Annotated in this window: 17 protein-coding genes; 12 read left to right on the top strand and 5 right to left on the bottom strand. The window is 30.5% G+C overall.

Annotated elements, in window-relative coordinates:
* Positions 1-849 carry a glycosyltransferase family 2 protein gene (locus tag INR78_RS08305; RefSeq protein WP_223076154.1) on the top strand — a complete coding sequence of 283 codons (849 nt, stop codon included), beginning with the start codon at positions 1-3 and terminating at the stop codon, positions 847-849.
* On the opposite strand, the gene INR78_RS08300 is transcribed toward INR78_RS08305, so the two are convergent.
* From INR78_RS08300 to INR78_RS08290, 3 genes are all read right to left on the bottom strand, one after another.
* The gene (locus tag INR78_RS08300; protein ID WP_223076153.1) at positions 846-1,658 is read right to left on the bottom strand and encodes a DNA/RNA non-specific endonuclease; all 813 of its coding nucleotides are present in this window, start codon (positions 1,656-1,658) and stop codon (positions 846-848) included. The genes INR78_RS08305 and INR78_RS08300 overlap by 4 nt on opposite strands.
* Positions 1,659-1,752: 94 nt before the next feature.
* Complete coding sequence (locus INR78_RS08295) at positions 1,753-2,457, bottom strand: hypothetical protein (protein ID WP_223076152.1); 705 nt, start codon at positions 2,455-2,457, stop codon at positions 1,753-1,755.
* 236 nt (positions 2,458-2,693) lie between these two features.
* A complete protein-coding gene (locus INR78_RS08290) occupies positions 2,694-5,330 on the bottom strand; it encodes a valine--tRNA ligase (RefSeq protein ID WP_223076151.1) in 2,637 nt (878 codons plus the stop codon).
* 184 nt (positions 5,331-5,514) lie between these two features.
* Between INR78_RS08290 and INR78_RS08285 the strand changes: the two genes are divergently transcribed.
* Entirely contained in the window at positions 5,515-5,940 is a 426-nt protein-coding gene (locus INR78_RS08285; RefSeq protein WP_027880253.1) for a DUF1573 domain-containing protein, read from the top strand.
* A 49-nt stretch (positions 5,941-5,989) separates the two neighbouring features.
* On the opposite strand, the gene INR78_RS08280 is transcribed toward INR78_RS08285, so the two are convergent.
* Positions 5,990-7,327 (bottom strand): aspartyl protease family protein, encoded by a 1,338-nt coding sequence (locus tag INR78_RS08280; protein ID WP_223076150.1) that lies wholly within the window; start codon positions 7,325-7,327, stop codon positions 5,990-5,992.
* A gap of 127 nt (positions 7,328-7,454) precedes the next feature.
* Here INR78_RS08280 and INR78_RS08275 point away from each other — a divergent pair, with 127 nt between their 5' ends.
* The 10 genes from INR78_RS08275 (at position 7,455) to INR78_RS08230 (ending at position 17,297) form a co-directional block, all read left to right on the top strand.
* A complete protein-coding gene (locus tag INR78_RS08275) occupies positions 7,455-8,645 on the top strand; it encodes a pyridoxal phosphate-dependent aminotransferase (protein WP_223076149.1) in 1,191 nt (396 codons plus the stop codon).
* A complete protein-coding gene (gene murB, locus INR78_RS08270; protein WP_223076148.1) occupies positions 8,645-9,658 on the top strand; it encodes a UDP-N-acetylmuramate dehydrogenase in 1,014 nt (337 codons plus the stop codon). Before INR78_RS08275 ends, murB begins: the two co-directional genes overlap by 1 nt.
* Positions 9,659-9,704: 46 nt before the next feature.
* Positions 9,705-10,235: an RNA polymerase sigma factor gene (locus tag INR78_RS08265; RefSeq protein WP_106676689.1), complete on the top strand. Its 531-nt coding sequence runs from the start codon at positions 9,705-9,707 to the stop codon at positions 10,233-10,235.
* A 12-nt stretch (positions 10,236-10,247) separates the two neighbouring features.
* Positions 10,248-11,057: an anti-sigma factor domain-containing protein gene (locus INR78_RS08260; RefSeq protein ID WP_223076147.1), complete on the top strand. Its 810-nt coding sequence runs from the start codon at positions 10,248-10,250 to the stop codon at positions 11,055-11,057.
* Positions 11,058-11,168: 111 nt separating this feature from the next.
* Complete coding sequence (locus INR78_RS08255) at positions 11,169-11,372, top strand: hypothetical protein (protein WP_027880259.1); 204 nt, start codon at positions 11,169-11,171, stop codon at positions 11,370-11,372.
* A gap of 6 nt (positions 11,373-11,378) precedes the next feature.
* Positions 11,379-12,494 carry a glycosyltransferase gene (locus INR78_RS08250; RefSeq protein WP_223076146.1) on the top strand — a complete coding sequence of 372 codons (1,116 nt, stop codon included), beginning with the start codon at positions 11,379-11,381 and terminating at the stop codon, positions 12,492-12,494.
* Positions 12,485-13,030, top strand: a complete 546-nt coding sequence (locus tag INR78_RS08245) for an RNA polymerase sigma factor (RefSeq protein ID WP_027880261.1) — start codon at positions 12,485-12,487, stop codon at positions 13,028-13,030. Before INR78_RS08250 ends, INR78_RS08245 begins: the two co-directional genes overlap by 10 nt.
* Before the next feature lie 103 nt (positions 13,031-13,133).
* Positions 13,134-14,012, top strand: coding sequence for a lipoyl synthase (gene lipA, locus INR78_RS08240; RefSeq protein WP_027880262.1), 879 nt, complete (start codon positions 13,134-13,136; stop codon positions 14,010-14,012).
* Positions 14,012-15,007, top strand: a complete 996-nt coding sequence (gene gap, locus INR78_RS08235; protein WP_223076145.1) for a type I glyceraldehyde-3-phosphate dehydrogenase — start codon at positions 14,012-14,014, stop codon at positions 15,005-15,007. Before lipA ends, gap begins: the two co-directional genes overlap by 1 nt.
* Before the next feature lie 46 nt (positions 15,008-15,053).
* On the top strand, positions 15,054-17,297 hold the full coding sequence (locus tag INR78_RS08230) for an ATP-binding protein (protein ID WP_223076144.1): 2,244 nt from the start codon (positions 15,054-15,056) through the stop codon (positions 17,295-17,297).
* Here the strand turns inward: INR78_RS08230 and lpxK are convergent.
* A complete protein-coding gene (gene lpxK, locus INR78_RS08225; protein ID WP_223076143.1) occupies positions 17,284-18,288 on the bottom strand; it encodes a tetraacyldisaccharide 4'-kinase in 1,005 nt (334 codons plus the stop codon). The two genes, INR78_RS08230 and lpxK, sit on opposite strands and share 14 nt — an antisense overlap.
* Positions 18,289-18,294: the final 6 nt, after the last annotated feature.

Genomic DNA, 18,294 nt, shown 5'->3' with positions numbered 1-18,294 from the left:
ATGAAATTCTGCATTATCATACCAGCGCATAACGAAGAAGATTCTATTGGATTAACGTTAGATTCTTTGGTTAAACAATCCTTACTTCCGCAGGAAATTGTTGTGGTTAATGATAATTCTACAGATAAAACTAAAGAGATTGTTGAAGATTTTCAGCAACAATTCAACTTTATAAAACTAGTTAATAACACCTCATCAAATCAACATTTACCTGGCACAAAAATAATTAATGCTTTTTATAAAGGTTATGCTATTGCAAACAAAGATTATGATGTGATTTGTAAGTTTGATGCCGATTTAATTTTTCCGCTTAATTATTTAGAACAGTTAGCATTTCATTTTAATAAAGATGAAACTATAGGAATGGTTGCCGGATATTGTTATGTCGAAAAAAATAACCAATGGGTTTTAGAGTCTATTACTGGTAAAGATCATATAAGAGGCGCTTTAAAAACATATACAAAATCCTGTTTTGAAGCTATTGGACAGCTAAAAACATCTATGGGTTGGGATACTATCGATGAGTTATTAGCAAAGTATTTTGGTTACAAATTAGTTTTAGATGATAATCTTCATGTTAAACACTTAAAACCGACTGGCGCAAGTTACAATAAAGCTGCAAAACACCTACAAGGTGAAGCTATGTACAAAATGCGATATGGAATTACACTTACGCTTTTGACAGCTGTAAAAATGAGTTTAAAGAAAAAAAGTTGTCCTTACTTTTATAATTATCTAGTTGGCTATTTAAAAGCTACTTTTAATAAACCTGAACGTTTAATTACTAAAGATCAAGGTAAATTTATTAGAAACTTACGCTGGAAAGGCATTAAAGAAAAACTTTTTTAATCTCTTAAGCTCCAAATTTTATAATCACTTAAAGCTTCTATTTTATTTTCAACTTCATCGTCTAATTCATGAAAGAAATCTATGCCAGTCAAAGACTCTATTTTATCTACTGAAGTTACAAATTTGTATAGAGGTTGATTAGATTCTTGATGTGGTAATAAAAAAGCAATTACTTTAGTTTTTCCTGTATTATTATCTAATATTATCTTATAAAACTGGTTAGGCACAGCTACACCTTCTTCACCAATAGTCTTAAGATTATCTTTTAAAATTCCTCCTGTTACTACAAATACACCATCATATTTTTTTGCCCAATAACGTGTTTTTTGTTCTAAACGATTCCAGATTCCTGCATTAAAATCGTGATTTTGTGGTGAAATATTACTGGTTAAAAACGTTTCGTCATGCGCTTCTTTACTGTATCTTCTATCTCCTGCAGGACATAAATGACCGCGGTCGTAACCGGATTGCTTATAGTTGCGCCAATGTGCTGCGCCTGTTTTTACCGCGTTATCAATTTCAAAGTATGGTCTTTTGTGTTCTTTTTTACTAATGTGTGATTTTTTAAGCTCGTAGGCAACCCATTCTGCTTGCTCATGTGGCTCGCTATAACTTAAACTGTAACCATTATGGTGAATTATTTGACCTGTTGTACTGGTTGGTAAAAAATATTCATTTGTATTATTTATGACTTTTTTACCAATTTCAACATTAGCATTCTTTTCTTGATTGTCTAAATAAAAATTATAAGAATATAATGCGATTAAAGCAATTGCTGTTAGTAAAGAAACTTTGGTTTTATAAGTCATTTAAATCTACATTTAAAAAAATCAAAAATAGTAATAAATAAAAAAAGACCTTTTCGTTTGGAAAAGGTCTTCTAACTAACACAAATAGACAATACTATTTCTCTTCTTCGTAATCTGCAATTTTATTCAGTTTTTCTATCTCTCTTTTATATTTTCTATTAGCCTTTTCGATGTTCCCTTTTTCAATTTGCTCGTTATATTTTTCTATTGCTTTTTCATTAACTTTCATGTATTTCTCAACAGTTTCGGTTAACTCTTCTTGTAAATCGGCATACTTTTCAGAAACTTCCTCTATGTTTTCTTTATATTCTTTTTCTGAAACATTGGTTTCTATCATTAACTCATTATATTCTTTTTGAATATCTGCAACATCTTCCATAACCTCTTCTGTTTTTAACCAGTCTGGAATACTATTATCTAAAGTTGCTATAACTCCTCTTAAATTTCCTACACGTTCTTTAGTGTAGATATTGGCTTTTTTCATTTCTTCTAACTCATATGTTAGAATATTAAATTGTTGCCATCCGTCAAAACCTACAATTCCAGCTTCGGTAGTTTGGTAGTTAATATTTCTACCATCACTCATAGCATACTCTTTAGACATGACTTGATCTGATTGCATGATGTAATCACTTTCTGAGTTCCTGCTTGAAGATTTATCCATTTCGTTTTCTAAATCTTCTACCTGTTCTTCTACAGTATCTACTTCTGTATCTTTTGTCTTATAATCATTTTTACAAGACATAAATGCTAAACCAGATACTACTAATGTTGTTGTTACTAATTTAATTGATTTCATAGTTTTTAGTTTTTTTGGTTTATATACCTCCAAAACTAATGGTAACTTTTATGTAGTAGAAATTTTAAAACATAAACTAATCCTAAAAATTTATTGAAAATTAACAGAAACAAACTAACCTTTAACTTTTTCTGAAAATATTATGTTAATACATAAATTATATTCAAACATCAGTCAAATAAAAAAGCTCTAAAAAATAACTTTTTAGAGCTTTTAGTAAACTATATTTATTAAGTCTATTGCATACTAGCTAAACTTGCTTTAATTGTTTCAATCTTAGCTAACGCATCTGCTTCTTTCTTTTTCTCACTAGCTACAACTTGTTCTGGTGCATTATTTACAAAACGCTCGTTTGACAGCTTTTTCTGTACCGATTTTAAGAAACCTTCAGTATAATTTAACTCTTCGGTTAGCTTTTTAATTTCGGCTTCAACGTCTATCGCGCCAACCATTGGCACAAAATATTCGTTAGATTTAACTCTAAAGGTTAATGCACCTTCAACAGCTTCATCTACATACTTAATCGCTTCAAGATTACCCATTTTTTGGATAATTGCATCAAACGTAGTAGATGCTTTTTCATTATTAATTACCGAAAATCCTATCGCATCTTTAAACGCAATGTTTTTTTCCTTTCTAATGGTACGAATACCCGAAATCACTTCTGAAGCAAAATCAAATTCTGAAATCAAGGTTTCGTTTATTGGTTTTGCTGTTGGCCAACTCGCTACAATTAGAGCTTCTTCTGGCGTGCGTTCTTTTATGTAATGCCATAAATCTTCAGTTAAAAATGGCATAAACGGATGTACAATTTTTAAGTTATCTTCAAAAATTGAGATAATTGCGTTATACGTTTTAGCATCTATTGGTTGTTGGTATGCTGGTTTTACCATTTCTAGTAACCAACCACAAAAATCGTCGTAAATTAACTTGTAAATTGCCATTAACGCATCGCTTAAACGATATTTGCTAAAGTGGTCTTCAATCTCGATTAATGCTTTTTGGAATTTAGATTCGTACCATTCTATTGCAATCTTACTTGCTTCTGGTTGCTCTATTGTTTCTGACACTTCCCAACCATCAACTAAACGGTAGGCATTCCAGATTTTGTTACCAAAACCTTTTCCTTGTTGGCATAACGATTCGTCAAACAATAAATCGTTTCCTGCTGCACTACTTAATAATAATCCAACACGAACACCATCGGCGCTGTATTCTTCAATAAGTTTTAATGCGTCTGGTGAGTTTCCTAAAGATTTACTCATTTTACGACGTTGCTTATCACGTACCAATCCTGTTAAGTATACATTCTGAAAAGGTTTTTCATCTTTATACTCGTAACCAGCAATTATCATACGTGCTACCCAAAAGAATAAAATATCTGGACCAGTGACTAAGTCGTTTGTTGGGTAATAGTATTTAATTTCTTTGTTTTCTGGATTGCGAATACCATCAAAAACCGACATTGGCCACAACCATGATGAGAACCATGTGTCTAGAGCATCCGTTTCTTGACGTAATTCTTCAGCTTTAAGTGAAGAATTTCCTGTTTTATCTTGAGCAAGTTTTACTGCATCTTCAATAGTTTCAGCAACTACAAAATCTTCTTTTCCGTCGCCATAATAGTATGCAGGAATTTGTTGTCCCCAAAGTAATTGACGCGAAATATTCCAATCACGGATGTTTTCCATCCAGTGACGATACGTGTTTTCGAACTTTTTTGGGAATAGTTTTATATCGGCATCTTCACCTAAAACCGCTTTTATTGCTGGTTTTACCAAGTCTTCCATTTTTAAGAACCACTGGTCGCTTAACCTTGGCTCTATAACTGCTTTGGTACGTTCTGACGTACCTACCTTGTTAATATGTGTTTCAGTTTTAACTAAAACACCATTTTCTTCTAACTCTTTAGCTATAGCTTTACGTACTACAAAACGATCTTGACCTTCATAGTGTAAACCGTAGCTGTTTAAAGTTGCGTCTTCATTAAAAATATCTACTACTTCAAGATTATGCTTATCTCCTAGCATCTTGTCGTTTTCGTCATGCGCTGGTGTTACTTTTAAACAACCTGTACCAAATTCTAAATCTACATAGTCATCTTCAATAATAGGGATTACACGGTTGCAGATTGGTACAATTGCTTTTTTTCCACGTAAGTGAACAAAACGCTCGTCATTAGGGTTAATACAAATTGCTGTATCACCAAAAATGGTTTCAGGACGTGTTGTAGCAATAGTCAGTGTATCGTCGCTACCTTCAATCTTATACTTTAAATAGTATAGGTTTCCTTGCTTTTCTTCGTAAATAACTTCTTCATCCGAAAGTGTTGTTTTTGCTTCTGGATCCCAATTTACCATACGATAACCGCGATAAATTAAGCCTTTATTGTATAAATCTACAAAGACTTTAATTACGGCTTCGCTCATATCGTCATCCATAGTAAACTTAGTACGATCCCAATCGCAAGAGCAACCTAGCTTTTTTAATTGTTCAAGGATTACTCCTCCATATTCGTGCGTCCAATCCCAAGCATGTTTTAAAAACTCGTCTCTAGTTAAATCATTTTTATCTATTCCTTGTGCTTTTAATTTTGCTACAACTTTTGCTTCTGTAGCAATAGATGCGTGATCTGTACCTGGTACCCAACAGGCGTTTTTACCTTGTAAACGTGCGCGACGTATTAATACATCTTGAATGGTATTATTTAACATATGTCCCATATGTAATACTCCTGTTACGTTTGGAGGCGGAATAACTATGGTGTATGGTTCTCTTTCGTCAGGTTCTGAATGAAAATAATTATGTTTCATCCAGTAGTCATACCACTTATTTTCTACGGATTTTGCATCATATTTTGATGGGATACTCATCTTTGGAATAGTTTTTGAATTATAGTTGGCAAAAATACTTATTATTCTGTTTTTGTGAAATTATATAGCAGATTAATGCACCGTTAAATTATTCAAAAGTATTTGTTTGAGTGTATTACATCTAATATTTTTGCTAGAGGAGTAAAAAGTGATTAAATTTACAAATCATTAAAATTTATATACAATGAAAAAATTAATGACATTATTATTTGTTGGCTTGATTAGTTTAACAGTTAATGCTCAAGAAAAAGTAGCAAAAATTGAATTTAAAGAAACTACAATAGACTACGGTACAATAGAAAAAGGAGCTAATGGTTTAAGAACTTTTGAATTTACTAATACAGGTGACGCGCCGTTAATTATATCTAAAGTAAGTTCTAGTTGCGGATGTACAGTCCCAAAAAAACCTGAAAAACCAATTATGCCAGGTGAAAAAGGTGAAATAGAGGTAAAATATGACACAAATAGAGTAATGCCAATTAGAAAAACAATTACTGTTTTATCTAATGCAGATACACCAACAGTTTCTTTAAAAATTAAAGGAAACGTTATTGATCCTTCAAAGACAAGCGTGTTAGCTAAAAAAGAAAAGAGTGTTATGGAAAAATAACATTTATAAAATTTTTATTAAAGCCGAAAACTAATGTTTTCGGCTTTTTTTATTCTAAAGGAGATTTTAATGTAATAGCAAACTTACGCTCTATTCCGTTTCTGATCACAACAAACTTTAATTCTTCTCCTGAATCTTTATAGAAATATCCTGTTAGTTTTTCTAAAGTCATATCTTGAGTACTTCTATTATTTATGTAAATGATTTCATCACCTCTTAATAACCCTGCTTTTTCTGCTGGAGAATTAGGTAAAACTTCATAAATAGTATAAACTAGCTTAAGATTATATTTATAATTAGGTTTTATAATGCTGTTAATGTTTATAGACTTTTCATCTTTATAACTTACCGCTGAGTTTTGTTTTGCATTAAGTTCCATAACCATTCTAACGCCACTATTTTCAACTAAAATCCCGCTTTTATTATAACTAAACTTATCCTTATAATAGCTATTAGGTTTTAACATTAACCGTGAATTTGAGTAATCAAACACAGAATTAAACCGTTTTAATATCTCTCCTCCTAAAGAGCCATTTCTACCCTCATAAGATCTCATAAAATTAACAGCTAAAGTATCAGGAAATGCAACTGTTGGTTGTTCTATATCAAACATTCCTAATGTTATTTTTTTAATTTTAGAGCGCCTACCATAAACACTACCATTAAGTCCCGTACCAAGATAATCTATAAATGATTTTTGTTTTAGTTGTATATTATTAACCTTGTCTTCAAATAACCAAAGTGCATCACTATTACCTGAATCTAATAGTAAATTAACTGGTATATTTTTATTTGCACCAATATCTACATAAGACAAAACATAGGGTCTATTATTTTCTAAGTTTAAATCTAATACTTGGCACCTTCTGCACATTCTTAATTTGTATTCTGATGGTCTTTTAATTTTAATAAACTTTCGATTATAATTAATTTCTATAATAAAATCTTTAAAAAAATCATAACCAATAATGCCATCTATAGGTATTCCTATTTTTGGCGCAAAATTTAGTTCTGGATCAAAAACGGCATAAAAAGCTTGGTCGCTATTTACTGCTTCACCAATTTTAAAAGTATTATGACTAGAGCGTAAAGCTTCTAAATCATTTCCGTTACCTAATCCTCTTACTTTTATTTTTTCTGCATTTAAAATTTGTAAAGAATCTGCAGCTTTTAAAAAATTAAAAACTATAGGTTTACTAACACCTGTATCCAATAAAAACGTTAATTCTAAGCCATTAACTTCAACAGGAATCAATATGACATTATTTATTAATTCAAATCTAATTTTATCAGACGTTTTACCTTCTGGAAGTTTATATATACTCTGTGAATAAAGACTTTGAAATAACGCAAATATTAATAATAATGTGATTTTAGCACTTTGCATTAGTAAATAATAAAAAATATGTCCTCTTAAATTTACAAATCTTTAATTACTTGATACTTTTTAGTTGGTATTATTTGAATTATTCTCTAATAATTTTTGCAAATTTGCAGGACAAATATTAATTAGTATGCCAGTAATTTCAAAAAAGGGGCAATCAATGCCTCAATCACCTATAAGAAAGTTAGTTCCTTACGCAGAACAAGCCTATAAAGAAGGTAAAACGGTTTACCATTTAAACATAGGACAACCAGATATAAAAACTCCTCAAGTTGCTTTAGACGCTGTTAAAGTTCACTCTTTAGACATTTTAGCTTACACAAGGTCTGAAGGGTCTGAAGGTTACCGTAAAAAAATAGCAGATTACTATGCTAAAAATGATATCCATGTAAAACATGATGACATAATTGTAACTACTGGTGGTAGTGAAGCTTTATTGTTTGCTTTTGGTAGTATTATGGATGTTGATGACGAGGTAATTATACCAGAACCTTTTTATGCAAATTACAACGGATTTTCTACCGCTTCTGGTGTAAAAGTTGTACCTGTAATTTCAAAAATTGAAGACAACTTTGCTTTACCTGCTATAGAAGAGTTTGAAAAACTAATCACGCCAAAAACAAAAGCAATATTAATTTGTAACCCAGGTAATCCAACAGGTTATTTATATTCTAAAGAAGAAATTAAAAAGTTAGCAGAAATCGTTAAAAAACACGATCTATTTTTAATAGCTGATGAAGTATATCGAGAGTTTGCTTACGACGGTGCAAAACACTACTCAATCTTACAAGAAGAAGGTTTAGAAGATTACGCCATAGTTATAGATTCTGTATCAAAAAGATATAGCATGTGTGGCGCACGTATTGGATGCTTAGTTTCTAAAAGTAAAGATGTTATAGCTACAGCATTAAAATTTGCGCAAGCGCGATTAAGTCCGCCAACATTAGCACAAATTGCAAGTGAAGCCGCTTTACAAACACCACAAAGTTACTTTGATGAAGTGAATAAAGAATATGTAGAGCGTCGTAACGTTTTAATAGAAGAATTAAGCAAAATTGAAGGTGTTAAAGTAGCAAAACCTAAAGGTGCTTTTTATTGTATTGCCGAGCTACCTATTAAAAATGCAGATAAATTTGCGCAGTGGTTATTAGAATCTTTTGATGTTAACAAAGAAACCATTATGGTTGCTCCTGCTGCTGGTTTTTATAGCTCACCAAATGTAGGTTTAAACCAAATAAGAATTGCTTACGTATTAAATAAAGAAAGTTTGGTAAAAGCCGTTAACATTTTAAAAGAAGCCCTTAAAGTTTACAAAGATTAGTGCAAGTACAGCATAACATATCATTAAAACCTTACAATACTTTTGGTATTGATGTTAAGGCTAAGCATTTTATTTCAGTAGAAAATATAGACGATTTAAAAACTATATTTTCTACTGAAAAATTTCCTAATAAATTTATAATTGGTGGCGGCAGCAATATGCTATTAACAAAAGATGTTGATGCACTTGTCATTCATTTAAATTTGAAAGGAAAGAAAACAGTTTCTACAAACGATAATCATGTTTTTATAAAAGCTGAAGCTGGAGAAAACTGGCACGATTTTGTACTTTGGACTTTAAAACAAAATTATGGCGGTTTAGAAAATATGTCTTTAATACCTGGTAATGTTGGTACATCGCCCATACAAAATATTGGTGCTTACGGTGTAGAACTTAAGGATGTTTTTGAGTCTTGCGAAGTCTTAAATTTAGACACATTAACTATTGAAACTTTATCAAAAAAAGACTGTCAATTTGGGTACCGTAACTCGATTTTTAAAAACGAAGCTAAAGGCAAGTACATTATTTTAAATGTAACTTTTAAGCTAACCAAAAACAACCATAATCTACACACTAATTATGGCGCAATACTTTCTCAATTAGAAACAATGAATGTTACTAATCCAACCATTCAAGATGTTTCTAAAGCTGTAATTGCTATAAGACAAAGTAAATTACCGGATCCAAAAGAGATTGGTAATTCTGGTAGTTTTTTTAAAAATCCAATTATTTCAACTGAACAGTTTAAAGAGCTACAACGTAATTTTCCTGAGGCACCTCATTATGTAATTTCAGAAACTGAGGTAAAAGTACCTGCTGGTTGGCTAATAGAAACTGCTGGATTTAAAGGAAAAACTTTTGATCATTACGGCGTACATAAAAAACAAGCACTAGTGTTGGTTAATTATGGTGGCGCAAAAGGCGAAGACATTCTTCAACTTTCAAAATTGATACAAAAAACAATTTATCGTATATTTAATATTTCTATTGAAGCCGAAGTAAATATTTTTTAATAATCACTTCAAAAGATAAAACTAACTAACTCTTAAAACTGCATATTTGGACTTTTCGATTGAAGACAGTATCATTAAGCATCTAAAAAATGGCGATAAAAAAGCCATTACTCTTCTGTATGAAAACTATGCAGATGCGCTTTTTGGTGTTATAAAAAAAGTAATTAGTGACGACGATTTAGCACAAGATGTATTACAAATAACCTTAATTAAAGTCTGGAAAAAAGGTAAAAGCTATGACCCAGAAAAAGCCAAATTATTTACTTGGTTATACCGTATTGCATACAACTCTGCAATAGATAAAGTTAGATCTGTAAATAATAAAGCAACAAAGGAAATCCAAATTGAAAATTCAAACGTATATAAACTGACTACCAAAAGTTTAAACGAAGATGTGATGGATATAAAAAAACACCTTCACACCTTAGAATTTAAATATCAAGAAGTCATTAACGCATTGTTTTTTGAAGGTATGACACAACAAGAAGCAAGTGAAGAGTTAAATATACCTTTAGGAACCATCAAATCTAGATTGAAAATTGCGTTACGTGAATTGAAAAAAATTTACAACCCTTAATTGTAAAAAGTGATGAATGTAAATGAACAAATAACTACTTTTTTAAAATCTAATTTATTAGATAAATACTTGATAGGTCAAACTACAGCTTCAGAAACTGAAGAGGTAGAACATTATATAAACACCTATCCAGAAGTTAAAAAAGTTTACGAAAAACTACAAGACAAACTAGAACTTTCAGCTCAAATAAATGCTGTAAAAGCCCCTAAAAATGCATTAGATAATATTTTAAATGCATTAGAAGAAGACACACCTGTTATACCAATACAGCCTACTCATAAACCAAAAAGAAAATGGTTTAGTCTAGCAATTGCTGCAAGTGTAGCAGCTTTACTTTTTGCTGGTAGTTCTGCATATTTATATGTGCAAAACTCAAATCTTTCTAACGAAAATCAAGTTATCGTAGACGAGATTTTTGACCTTAGAAGTGATATTGCAAAAAACAACAGTCGTTTAACTGATGTATTAGAGCAATTTAAACAACTTAACAACCCAGAAACAGAAAAGTACGTATTAAAAGGAAACCGCAGTGCAAAAGACTTAAAAACTGTAGCTTACATCAATCCAAAAGAAAAAAAATCTATGATTGATGTAGTGTCTTTACCTCAATTACCAGACGATCAAGTCTATCAAATCTGGGCAGATATACAAGGTAAAATGGTTAGCTTAGGTATTTTAACAGAAGCAGATAGAAAACTTCAAGAAATACCTTATACAGAAGATGCTTTAGGATTAAGCATATCTGTAGAACCAAAAGGCGGAAGCTTAGAACGATCTAGTGACACACCTGTTGCAGAAATCTCTTTAAAGCTTAACGAGTAAAACATTTCAAACTAACAATAAACAAAAAGCCATACTAAAAAGTATGGCTTTTTGTTTGGTTTAATTTGTATTAAAATTAATATCTTTGCAACAACAAAAAGACACTTTATTTTGAAACTTTTATTAATAACATTATTACTTCTAGGATTAGGTATTGCTGGTATTGCTATAAAAATTTGGGCAAAAAAAGATGGTAAGTTTGCGGGTACTTGCGCTAGCCAAAACCCAATGCTTAACAAAGATGGTGATGCTTGTGGTTTTTGCGGAAAAACTCCAGATCAATTCGATTCGTGTAACGAGCCTCAACACTCTTAATAAAACATGATTATACTTGATATACTGTTCTACAGTTTTATAATTGTAGTTATTATTCAAGTATTATATTATGCTGTACTTTTTGGTAGTTTTTCTTTTTCAAAAACAGAATCAAAAGCTACTAAAAGTAACTTACCTATTTCGGTCATTATTTGTGCTAAAAATGAAGCCGAAAACATCAAACGTTTTTTACCTTCAATTTTAAATCAAGATTATCCAAACTTTGAAGTTGTTTTAATTAACGACGCTTCTATTGATGATACTTTAGATGTTTTTGAAGCTTTCGCAGAAAAACATAATAACATAAAAATTGTAAACGTAGAAAATAACGAAGCGTTTTGGGGCAATAAAAAATATGCCCTTACATTAGGTATTAAAGCAGCAAAACACAAACATTTACTGTTTACAGATGCAGATTGCAAACCTGTTTCTAATCAATGGATTACTAAAATCGCTTCGCATTTTACAGAACAAAAAACTATTGTTTTAGGTTATGGCGCTTATCAAAAAATTAAAAACTCATTTTTAAATAAACTCATTAGATACGAAACCTTACTTACTGCAACACAATATTTTTCTTTTGCTAAAATAGGTATACCATATATGGGCGTAGGTAGAAATCTTGCTTATCATAGTGATGAGTTTTTTAACGCTAACGGTTTTATAAACCATATAAAAATAAGATCTGGTGATGATGATTTATTTATTAATGAAGTCGCAAGCGAAAAAAACACGACTATTTGTATAGATCCACAAAGTTTTACCATATCTCTACCTAAAACTAATTTTAAAGATTGGTTTAGACAAAAACGCAGACACGTGTCTACTGCAAATCTTTATAAGTTTAAACACAAATTTTTGTTAGCGCTATTTTACATTAGTCAGGTTTTATTCTGGATTTTAGGAATAGCACTTATTTCAACACTTTATTTATGGCCATTTGTGCTAGGAATTATTATTTTAAGGTTTATCTTACAATTTTTAAGTATCGGATTTTCAGCAAAAAAATTAAAAGAATTTGATATAGTTTTTTTACTTCCTTTTTTAGAGACTTCTTTACTTGTCATACAATTCTGTATCTTTATAAATAATAAAATTTCAAAACCTAATTATTGGAAATAAAAGACGCTATAAAAAAAGCTAAAAACAACGACCAAAAAGCGTTTAAACAATTACTAAACACTTATTGGGACCAAGTATATGGTTTTCAATTAAAACGTGTTGAAAACGAAAATGACGCAGAAGATATAACCATACAAACCTTCTCTAAAGCGTTTGATAAGATTGAGACTTTTGACGAAAAATATACATTTAGCACTTGGTTAATTACCATTTCTAAAAATATACATATTGACATTGTAAGAAAAGAAAAAAACTCAATAAAACATGCACTATCTAGGACAGATGAAGAAGTATATAATGTTTTAGACGAAACACCTTCTGTTGAAGACAAACTAATTACAGAACAAAACCTAGCTAAACTACTTAGAGATATAAAAAAGTTAAAGCCTCATTACCAAGAAGTAATTAACTTAAGATATTTTCAAGAATACAGTTATAAAGAAATTTCTGAAGAGCTTAACGAACCTATAAACAACGTAAAAGTTAAATTATTACGAGCAAAAAAATTACTTGCAGAGATTATTCAGAAAAAATAAATTTCACAATTAAATTCTCATATAATTTACTAAAATTAGTTAACCAAGCTAAAGTTTTAAATCACACTTATAACTCGTATCTTTGCAAGTAGAAAAATAAACTATGAATACAGAGAACGTTTCAAATATATTACCAGAAAGAAAACCTAAACCAAAATGGTTACGTGTTAAATTACCAACTGGTAAAAAGTATACCGAATTAAGAGGCTTAGTAGACAAGTACAATTTAAATACCATTTGTACTTCTGGAAGTTGTCCAAATATGGGCGAATGTTGGGGAGAAGGAACTGCTACTTTTATGATTTTGGGTAACGTTTGCACAAGATCTTGTGGTTTTTGTGGTGTGAAAACAGGTAGACCAGAAGATGTAGATTGGGACGAACCTGAAAAAGTTGCTCGTTCTATCAAAATAATGAAAATTAAACATGCCGTTTTAACTAGTGTTGATAGAGACGATTTAAAAGACATGGGAAGTATCATGTGGGCAGAAACTGTTAAAGCTGTACGACGCATGAATCCTGAAACAACAATGGAGACTTTAATTCCAGATTTTCAAGGTATCGAAATGCATATTGATAGACTTATCAATGTTGCTCCAGAAGTTATTTCGCACAACATAGAAACCGTAAGACGCTTAACTAGGGAAGTACGTATACAAGCAAAATACGACCGTAGTATGCAAGTTTTAAAATATTTAAAACAGCAAGGACAACGCCGTACAAAATCTGGTATAATGTTAGGTTTAGGAGAAACTAGAGAAGAAGTTATTGAAACACTTCACGATCTTAAAGAAAATGACGTAGATGTTGTAACTATTGGACAATACCTACAACCAAGTAAAAAACACTTACCAGTAAAGCGTTTTATAATGCCTGACGAATTTAAAGAATATGAAGAAATAGGACTTAAATTAGGTTTTAGACATGTAGAAAGTAGCGCTTTAGTTCGTTCATCTTACAAAGCTCAAAAACATATTAATTAATGATAACGGTTGCTATTAACGGTTTTGGTCGTATTGGTAGACGTGTTTTTAGATTATTACATAATCATTCATCGATAAAGGTTGTTGCTATAAACGATTTGGCAGATGCTAAAACATTAGCTCATTTATTAAAATACGATAGTATACATGGTGTTTTTCCTGCTGAAATTTCTTCAACAGAAAATACAATAATAGTTAATAATAAATCTATTCCATTATTTAACAAAAAGCACCCTAAAGAAACCGATTGGTCTTTAGTTAATCCTGATTTTGTAATTGAGTCTACAGGAAAATTTAAAACGTCTGAAGATTTAGAATTTCATTTAAAGAACGGAGCTAAACGAGTCATATTAAGCGTACCACCAACCGAAGATGATATTAAAACCATTGTTTTAGGCGTAAATGAAAGTAGTATTAATGGCGAAGAAAAAATAATATCTAACGCCTCTTGTACTACTAACAACGCTGCACCAATGATTAACATCATTAATGATTTGTGTGGTATAGATCAAGCTTACATTACAACAGTACACTCTTACACTACAGATCAAAGTCTACACGACCAACCTCACAGAGATTTACGTCGTGCCAGAGCTGCTGGACAAAGCATTGTCCCAACCACAACTGGAGCAGCAAAAGCTTTAACTAAAATTTTTCCTGAATTATCAGATGTTATTGGCGGTTGTGGTATTAGAGTTCCAGTTGCTAACGGATCTTTAACAGATATTACTTTTAATGTTAAAAAGACAGTGACAATTGAAGAGGTTAATCAAGCTTTTAAAAATGCTTCAAAAAACCAATTTAAAGGCGTTTTAGAATACACAGAAGACCCTATAGTATCTATTGATATTGTTGGCAATACACATTCATGTATATTCGATTCTCAAATGACCTCTGTCATAGGTAATATGGTAAAAATTATAGGTTGGTACGATAACGAAACTGGTTACTCTAGCAGAATTATTGACTTAATTAACTATTTATCGAATAAATAGTTAATTTTATCTGATAAATATTTATATTTGTTTGATGTGTAATGCTATGAGTACCCTAACCAAAACATACCTACTATACTTATTTATAAGTCTATTTGGTCTTAATCTATTTGCTCAAGAAGAATTAACTCAAACTGAAATTGAGTCAATTCAAGAAAGCATAGATTTTGACATTAATTTTGCTCAAAAAAACATAGATAATAATGAGTATTACAAAGCTCAAGACGACCTAGAACAAGCACTAGAATTAGCACAACAAATTAATGACAATAAAAGTATTGGCTTAATCTACTCCAAAATGGGTAAATTGTATTACATACAAGAAAACCCAGAAGAAGCCACTAAAATTCTTGTTAAAGCTATAGAAAAACAACGCTTTGCTAAAGACAATATAAATATTGCAGAAACCTATAAAACCTTAGGATTAGTATATCTTAAGCAAAAAAAAGAATATAACAACGCTATTGATTACTTTAATTCTGCAGAAGTTATCTTTGAAAACGAAGATTTACACTCCTTTGAAGCAGAAACTAAAATGTATAAAGCAGACGCTTACTACATTTTAAAAAACTATGAAATGGCAGATGAGTTATATGAAGATGCTATTAGCCTTTCAAAAAGATACCAACACAATCAATTATTAAGTATAAACTACTTAAAATCTGGACTTGCTAAAGCTGCTTTAAACAACATTGAAGAGGCTGAAGAACTTGCTGAGTTAGGTTTTCAAATTGCAGAAAAAAATGGGTTTATAGATATTATAAGCACTGGCTATAAAATAAAAAGCGACATTAAAGAAGCTGCTGGCGACTATAAAACGTCTAATTCTCTATTAAAAAAGCACCTTAAATTAAATGACTCTTTGCTTCAAGTAAAACGCTCTTATTTAGCAGAAGATAAAAAACTAGATTTCTTATATGATAACCCAATAGAGTATCAAAAAGAAAGAGAAGCAGACTTACAAAAAGAAGCAAACTCTTCATGGTTAGAAAAATTAACTACCATATTAAGTATTGCTTTAATTACTATTCTTTCTCTATTAACATTATCACTTTACAAAAACAATAATATTAGATTAAAATCTAATAACATTTTACATAAAAAAAATGCAGAGCTTACCGTTGCAATGGAAAAAGCAGAGCTTGCTACAAAAACTAAAGCAAACTTCTTATCTACCGTAACACACGAGTTAAGAACACCTTTGTATGCCGTTACAGGACTTACAAATATGCTATTAGAAGAAGACCCAAAACCTGAACAAATACAGCATTTAAAATCTTTAAAATTTTCAGGAGATTATCTACTAACTTTTATTAATGACATTCTTCAAATTAATAAAATTGAAGCTAATAAAGTAGATGTAGAACCAGAAGTTTTCAACCTAAAAAAGAAAGTAGAAAATGTTATTTCTGCATTAAACAATTCTGCGTTAGATAACAATATTAACATTCATTTTGAATACGACCGTAATCTACCAGAAAACTTTAATGCCGATCAATTAAAAATATCTCAAATTTTAATTAATCTAATTGGTAACTCTATAAAATTTACCAAAGACGGTGATATTTGGATAAGAATTATTCAGCAAAAAGTATCTGGAGATAATCTTGAAGTTAGATTTGAAATTGAAGATAATGGTATTGGTATAAGTGAAGAGAAGCAACAAAATTTATTTGAAAGTTTCTCTCAAGGCTCTATTCAAATAAACCGTAAATATGGTGGTACTGGTCTAGGACTTTCTATCGTAAAAGGATTAATAGACATTTTAAAAGGAAAGATTTATTTAAAAAGCGAACTTGGAAAAGGAACCACTTTTTACTTTGAATTACCTTTAAAAAGAAGTCACGAAGAAGTTAAAGTAGAAAAAACGACTTACTTTAAAGATGTAGACGAAATAGAATTAAGTAACATTAAGATTTTAGTTGTAGAAGACAACAAAATTAACCAAATGATTACACGTAAAATTCTAAATAAAATGAATTTATACTGTGATGTTGTAGATAATGGTGAAGAAGCTGTAGACAAAGTTAAAACAGGCAGTTACGATGTTGTTTTAATGGATATACACATGCCTGGAATAAGCGGTATTGAAGCCACAAGAATGATTAGAGCATTTGATAGAGAATTAACCATTTTTGCATTAACAGCAGTTACTATTGAAGATAAAATGCAAGAATTTGACGAAGCTGGTTTTACAGACATCATTCCTAAACCTTTTAAACAAGAAGATTTTGAGCGTAAACTTTACAATGCTTTAATGTCTGATGGTTCTCAAATTAGCCAAGAGTAAACGCTTTAACTAAAGCATCAAATTGTTCTGAATTATCAATAACCGTTTTAATTGGTAAAAAGTATAATTTATCTTTTAAAACAGCTTCATTTTTAAGACGCATATAATCTTTTTCTGTAGTTACAATCTTATCTAATTCTGAAAGCTTTTTAATATCGTTTTCAGTAAAATTATGATGATCTTTAAACTCGATATGATTAAAATCTAACCGTAGGGATTTTAGATAATTTACTAAAGGTTTTGCGTTTGCAATACCTGTTACTAAAGTAAAAGATTCAAGTTTGTTTAAGCTAAACTTTTCCGTTTCATTTAAAACCAAATCATTATAACCAATATGACTAAAAAACACATGTTGATATACCTTTGGTTTCAATTTTAAAACAATAGCTTCTTTATCATTTTGACTCAAAATTTCAGGACATTTAGTTACCACAATTATATTAGCTCTTTTTGCCCCTTTTTTTGGTTCGCGTAGATTTCCTGTTGGTAAAACAAAGTCATCTACATAAAGATTATTATACGTTGTTAGTAAAATATTATAACCTGCTTTTACTTTTCTATGCTGAAACGCATCATCTAAAATAACAACTTCTGGTTTTGGTTTTATTGCTCTTAATGTTGATATACCATGTTGCCTGTCTTCATCAACTGCAACTGTAATTTCATCTTTAAATTTATGATAAAATTGAAATGGCTCATCACCTAATTCAGACGCTGTAATATTATCTTCTGCTAATAGAAAGCCTTTTGTTTTTCTTCCGTAACCTCTACTTAAAGTAACTAAATTGGTTTCATCTTTTAACAATCTAATCAAATACTCAACCATTGGTGTTTTTCCTGTACCGCCAGCACTTAAATTACCAACACAGATTATAGGAAAATCATAGCTCATGGACTTAAACCAACCTTTATCGTAAGCAAAATTTCTAAACCAAGTCGCTAAAAAATAAATTGGCACAAAAGGAAAAAGTATGATTCTTATAAACTTCATTTTAAG

The sequence above is a fragment of the Mesoflavibacter sp. SCSIO 43206 genome (genome assembly GCF_019904215.1).
Classification (GTDB): domain Bacteria; phylum Bacteroidota; class Bacteroidia; order Flavobacteriales; family Flavobacteriaceae; genus Mesoflavibacter; species Mesoflavibacter zeaxanthinifaciens.
This window is presented reverse-complemented; position numbering and strand designations above follow the sequence as displayed.

Coding starts and splice junctions, on each gene's coding strand:
- INR78_RS08305 (WP_223076154.1), top strand. CDS start 1: ATGAAATTCTGCATTATCATACCAGCGCATAACGAAGAAGATTCTATT.
- INR78_RS08300 (WP_223076153.1), bottom strand. CDS start 1,658: ATGACTTATAAAACCAAAGTTTCTTTACTAACAGCAATTGCTTTAATC.
- INR78_RS08295 (WP_223076152.1), bottom strand. CDS start 2,457: ATGAAATCAATTAAATTAGTAACAACAACATTAGTAGTATCTGGTTTA.
- INR78_RS08290 (WP_223076151.1), bottom strand. CDS start 5,330: ATGAGTATCCCATCAAAATATGATGCAAAATCCGTAGAAAATAAGTGG.
- INR78_RS08285 (WP_027880253.1), top strand. CDS start 5,515: ATGAAAAAATTAATGACATTATTATTTGTTGGCTTGATTAGTTTAACA.
- INR78_RS08280 (WP_223076150.1), bottom strand. CDS start 7,327: ATGCAAAGTGCTAAAATCACATTATTATTAATATTTGCGTTATTTCAA.
- INR78_RS08275 (WP_223076149.1), top strand. CDS start 7,455: ATGCCAGTAATTTCAAAAAAGGGGCAATCAATGCCTCAATCACCTATA.
- INR78_RS08260 (WP_223076147.1), top strand. CDS start 10,248: ATGAATGTAAATGAACAAATAACTACTTTTTTAAAATCTAATTTATTA.
- INR78_RS08250 (WP_223076146.1), top strand. CDS start 11,379: ATGATTATACTTGATATACTGTTCTACAGTTTTATAATTGTAGTTATT.
- lipA (WP_027880262.1), top strand. CDS start 13,134: ATGAATACAGAGAACGTTTCAAATATATTACCAGAAAGAAAACCTAAA.
- gap (WP_223076145.1), top strand. CDS start 14,012: ATGATAACGGTTGCTATTAACGGTTTTGGTCGTATTGGTAGACGTGTT.
- INR78_RS08230 (WP_223076144.1), top strand. CDS start 15,054: ATGAGTACCCTAACCAAAACATACCTACTATACTTATTTATAAGTCTA.
- lpxK (WP_223076143.1), bottom strand. CDS start 18,288: ATGAAGTTTATAAGAATCATACTTTTTCCTTTTGTGCCAATTTATTTT.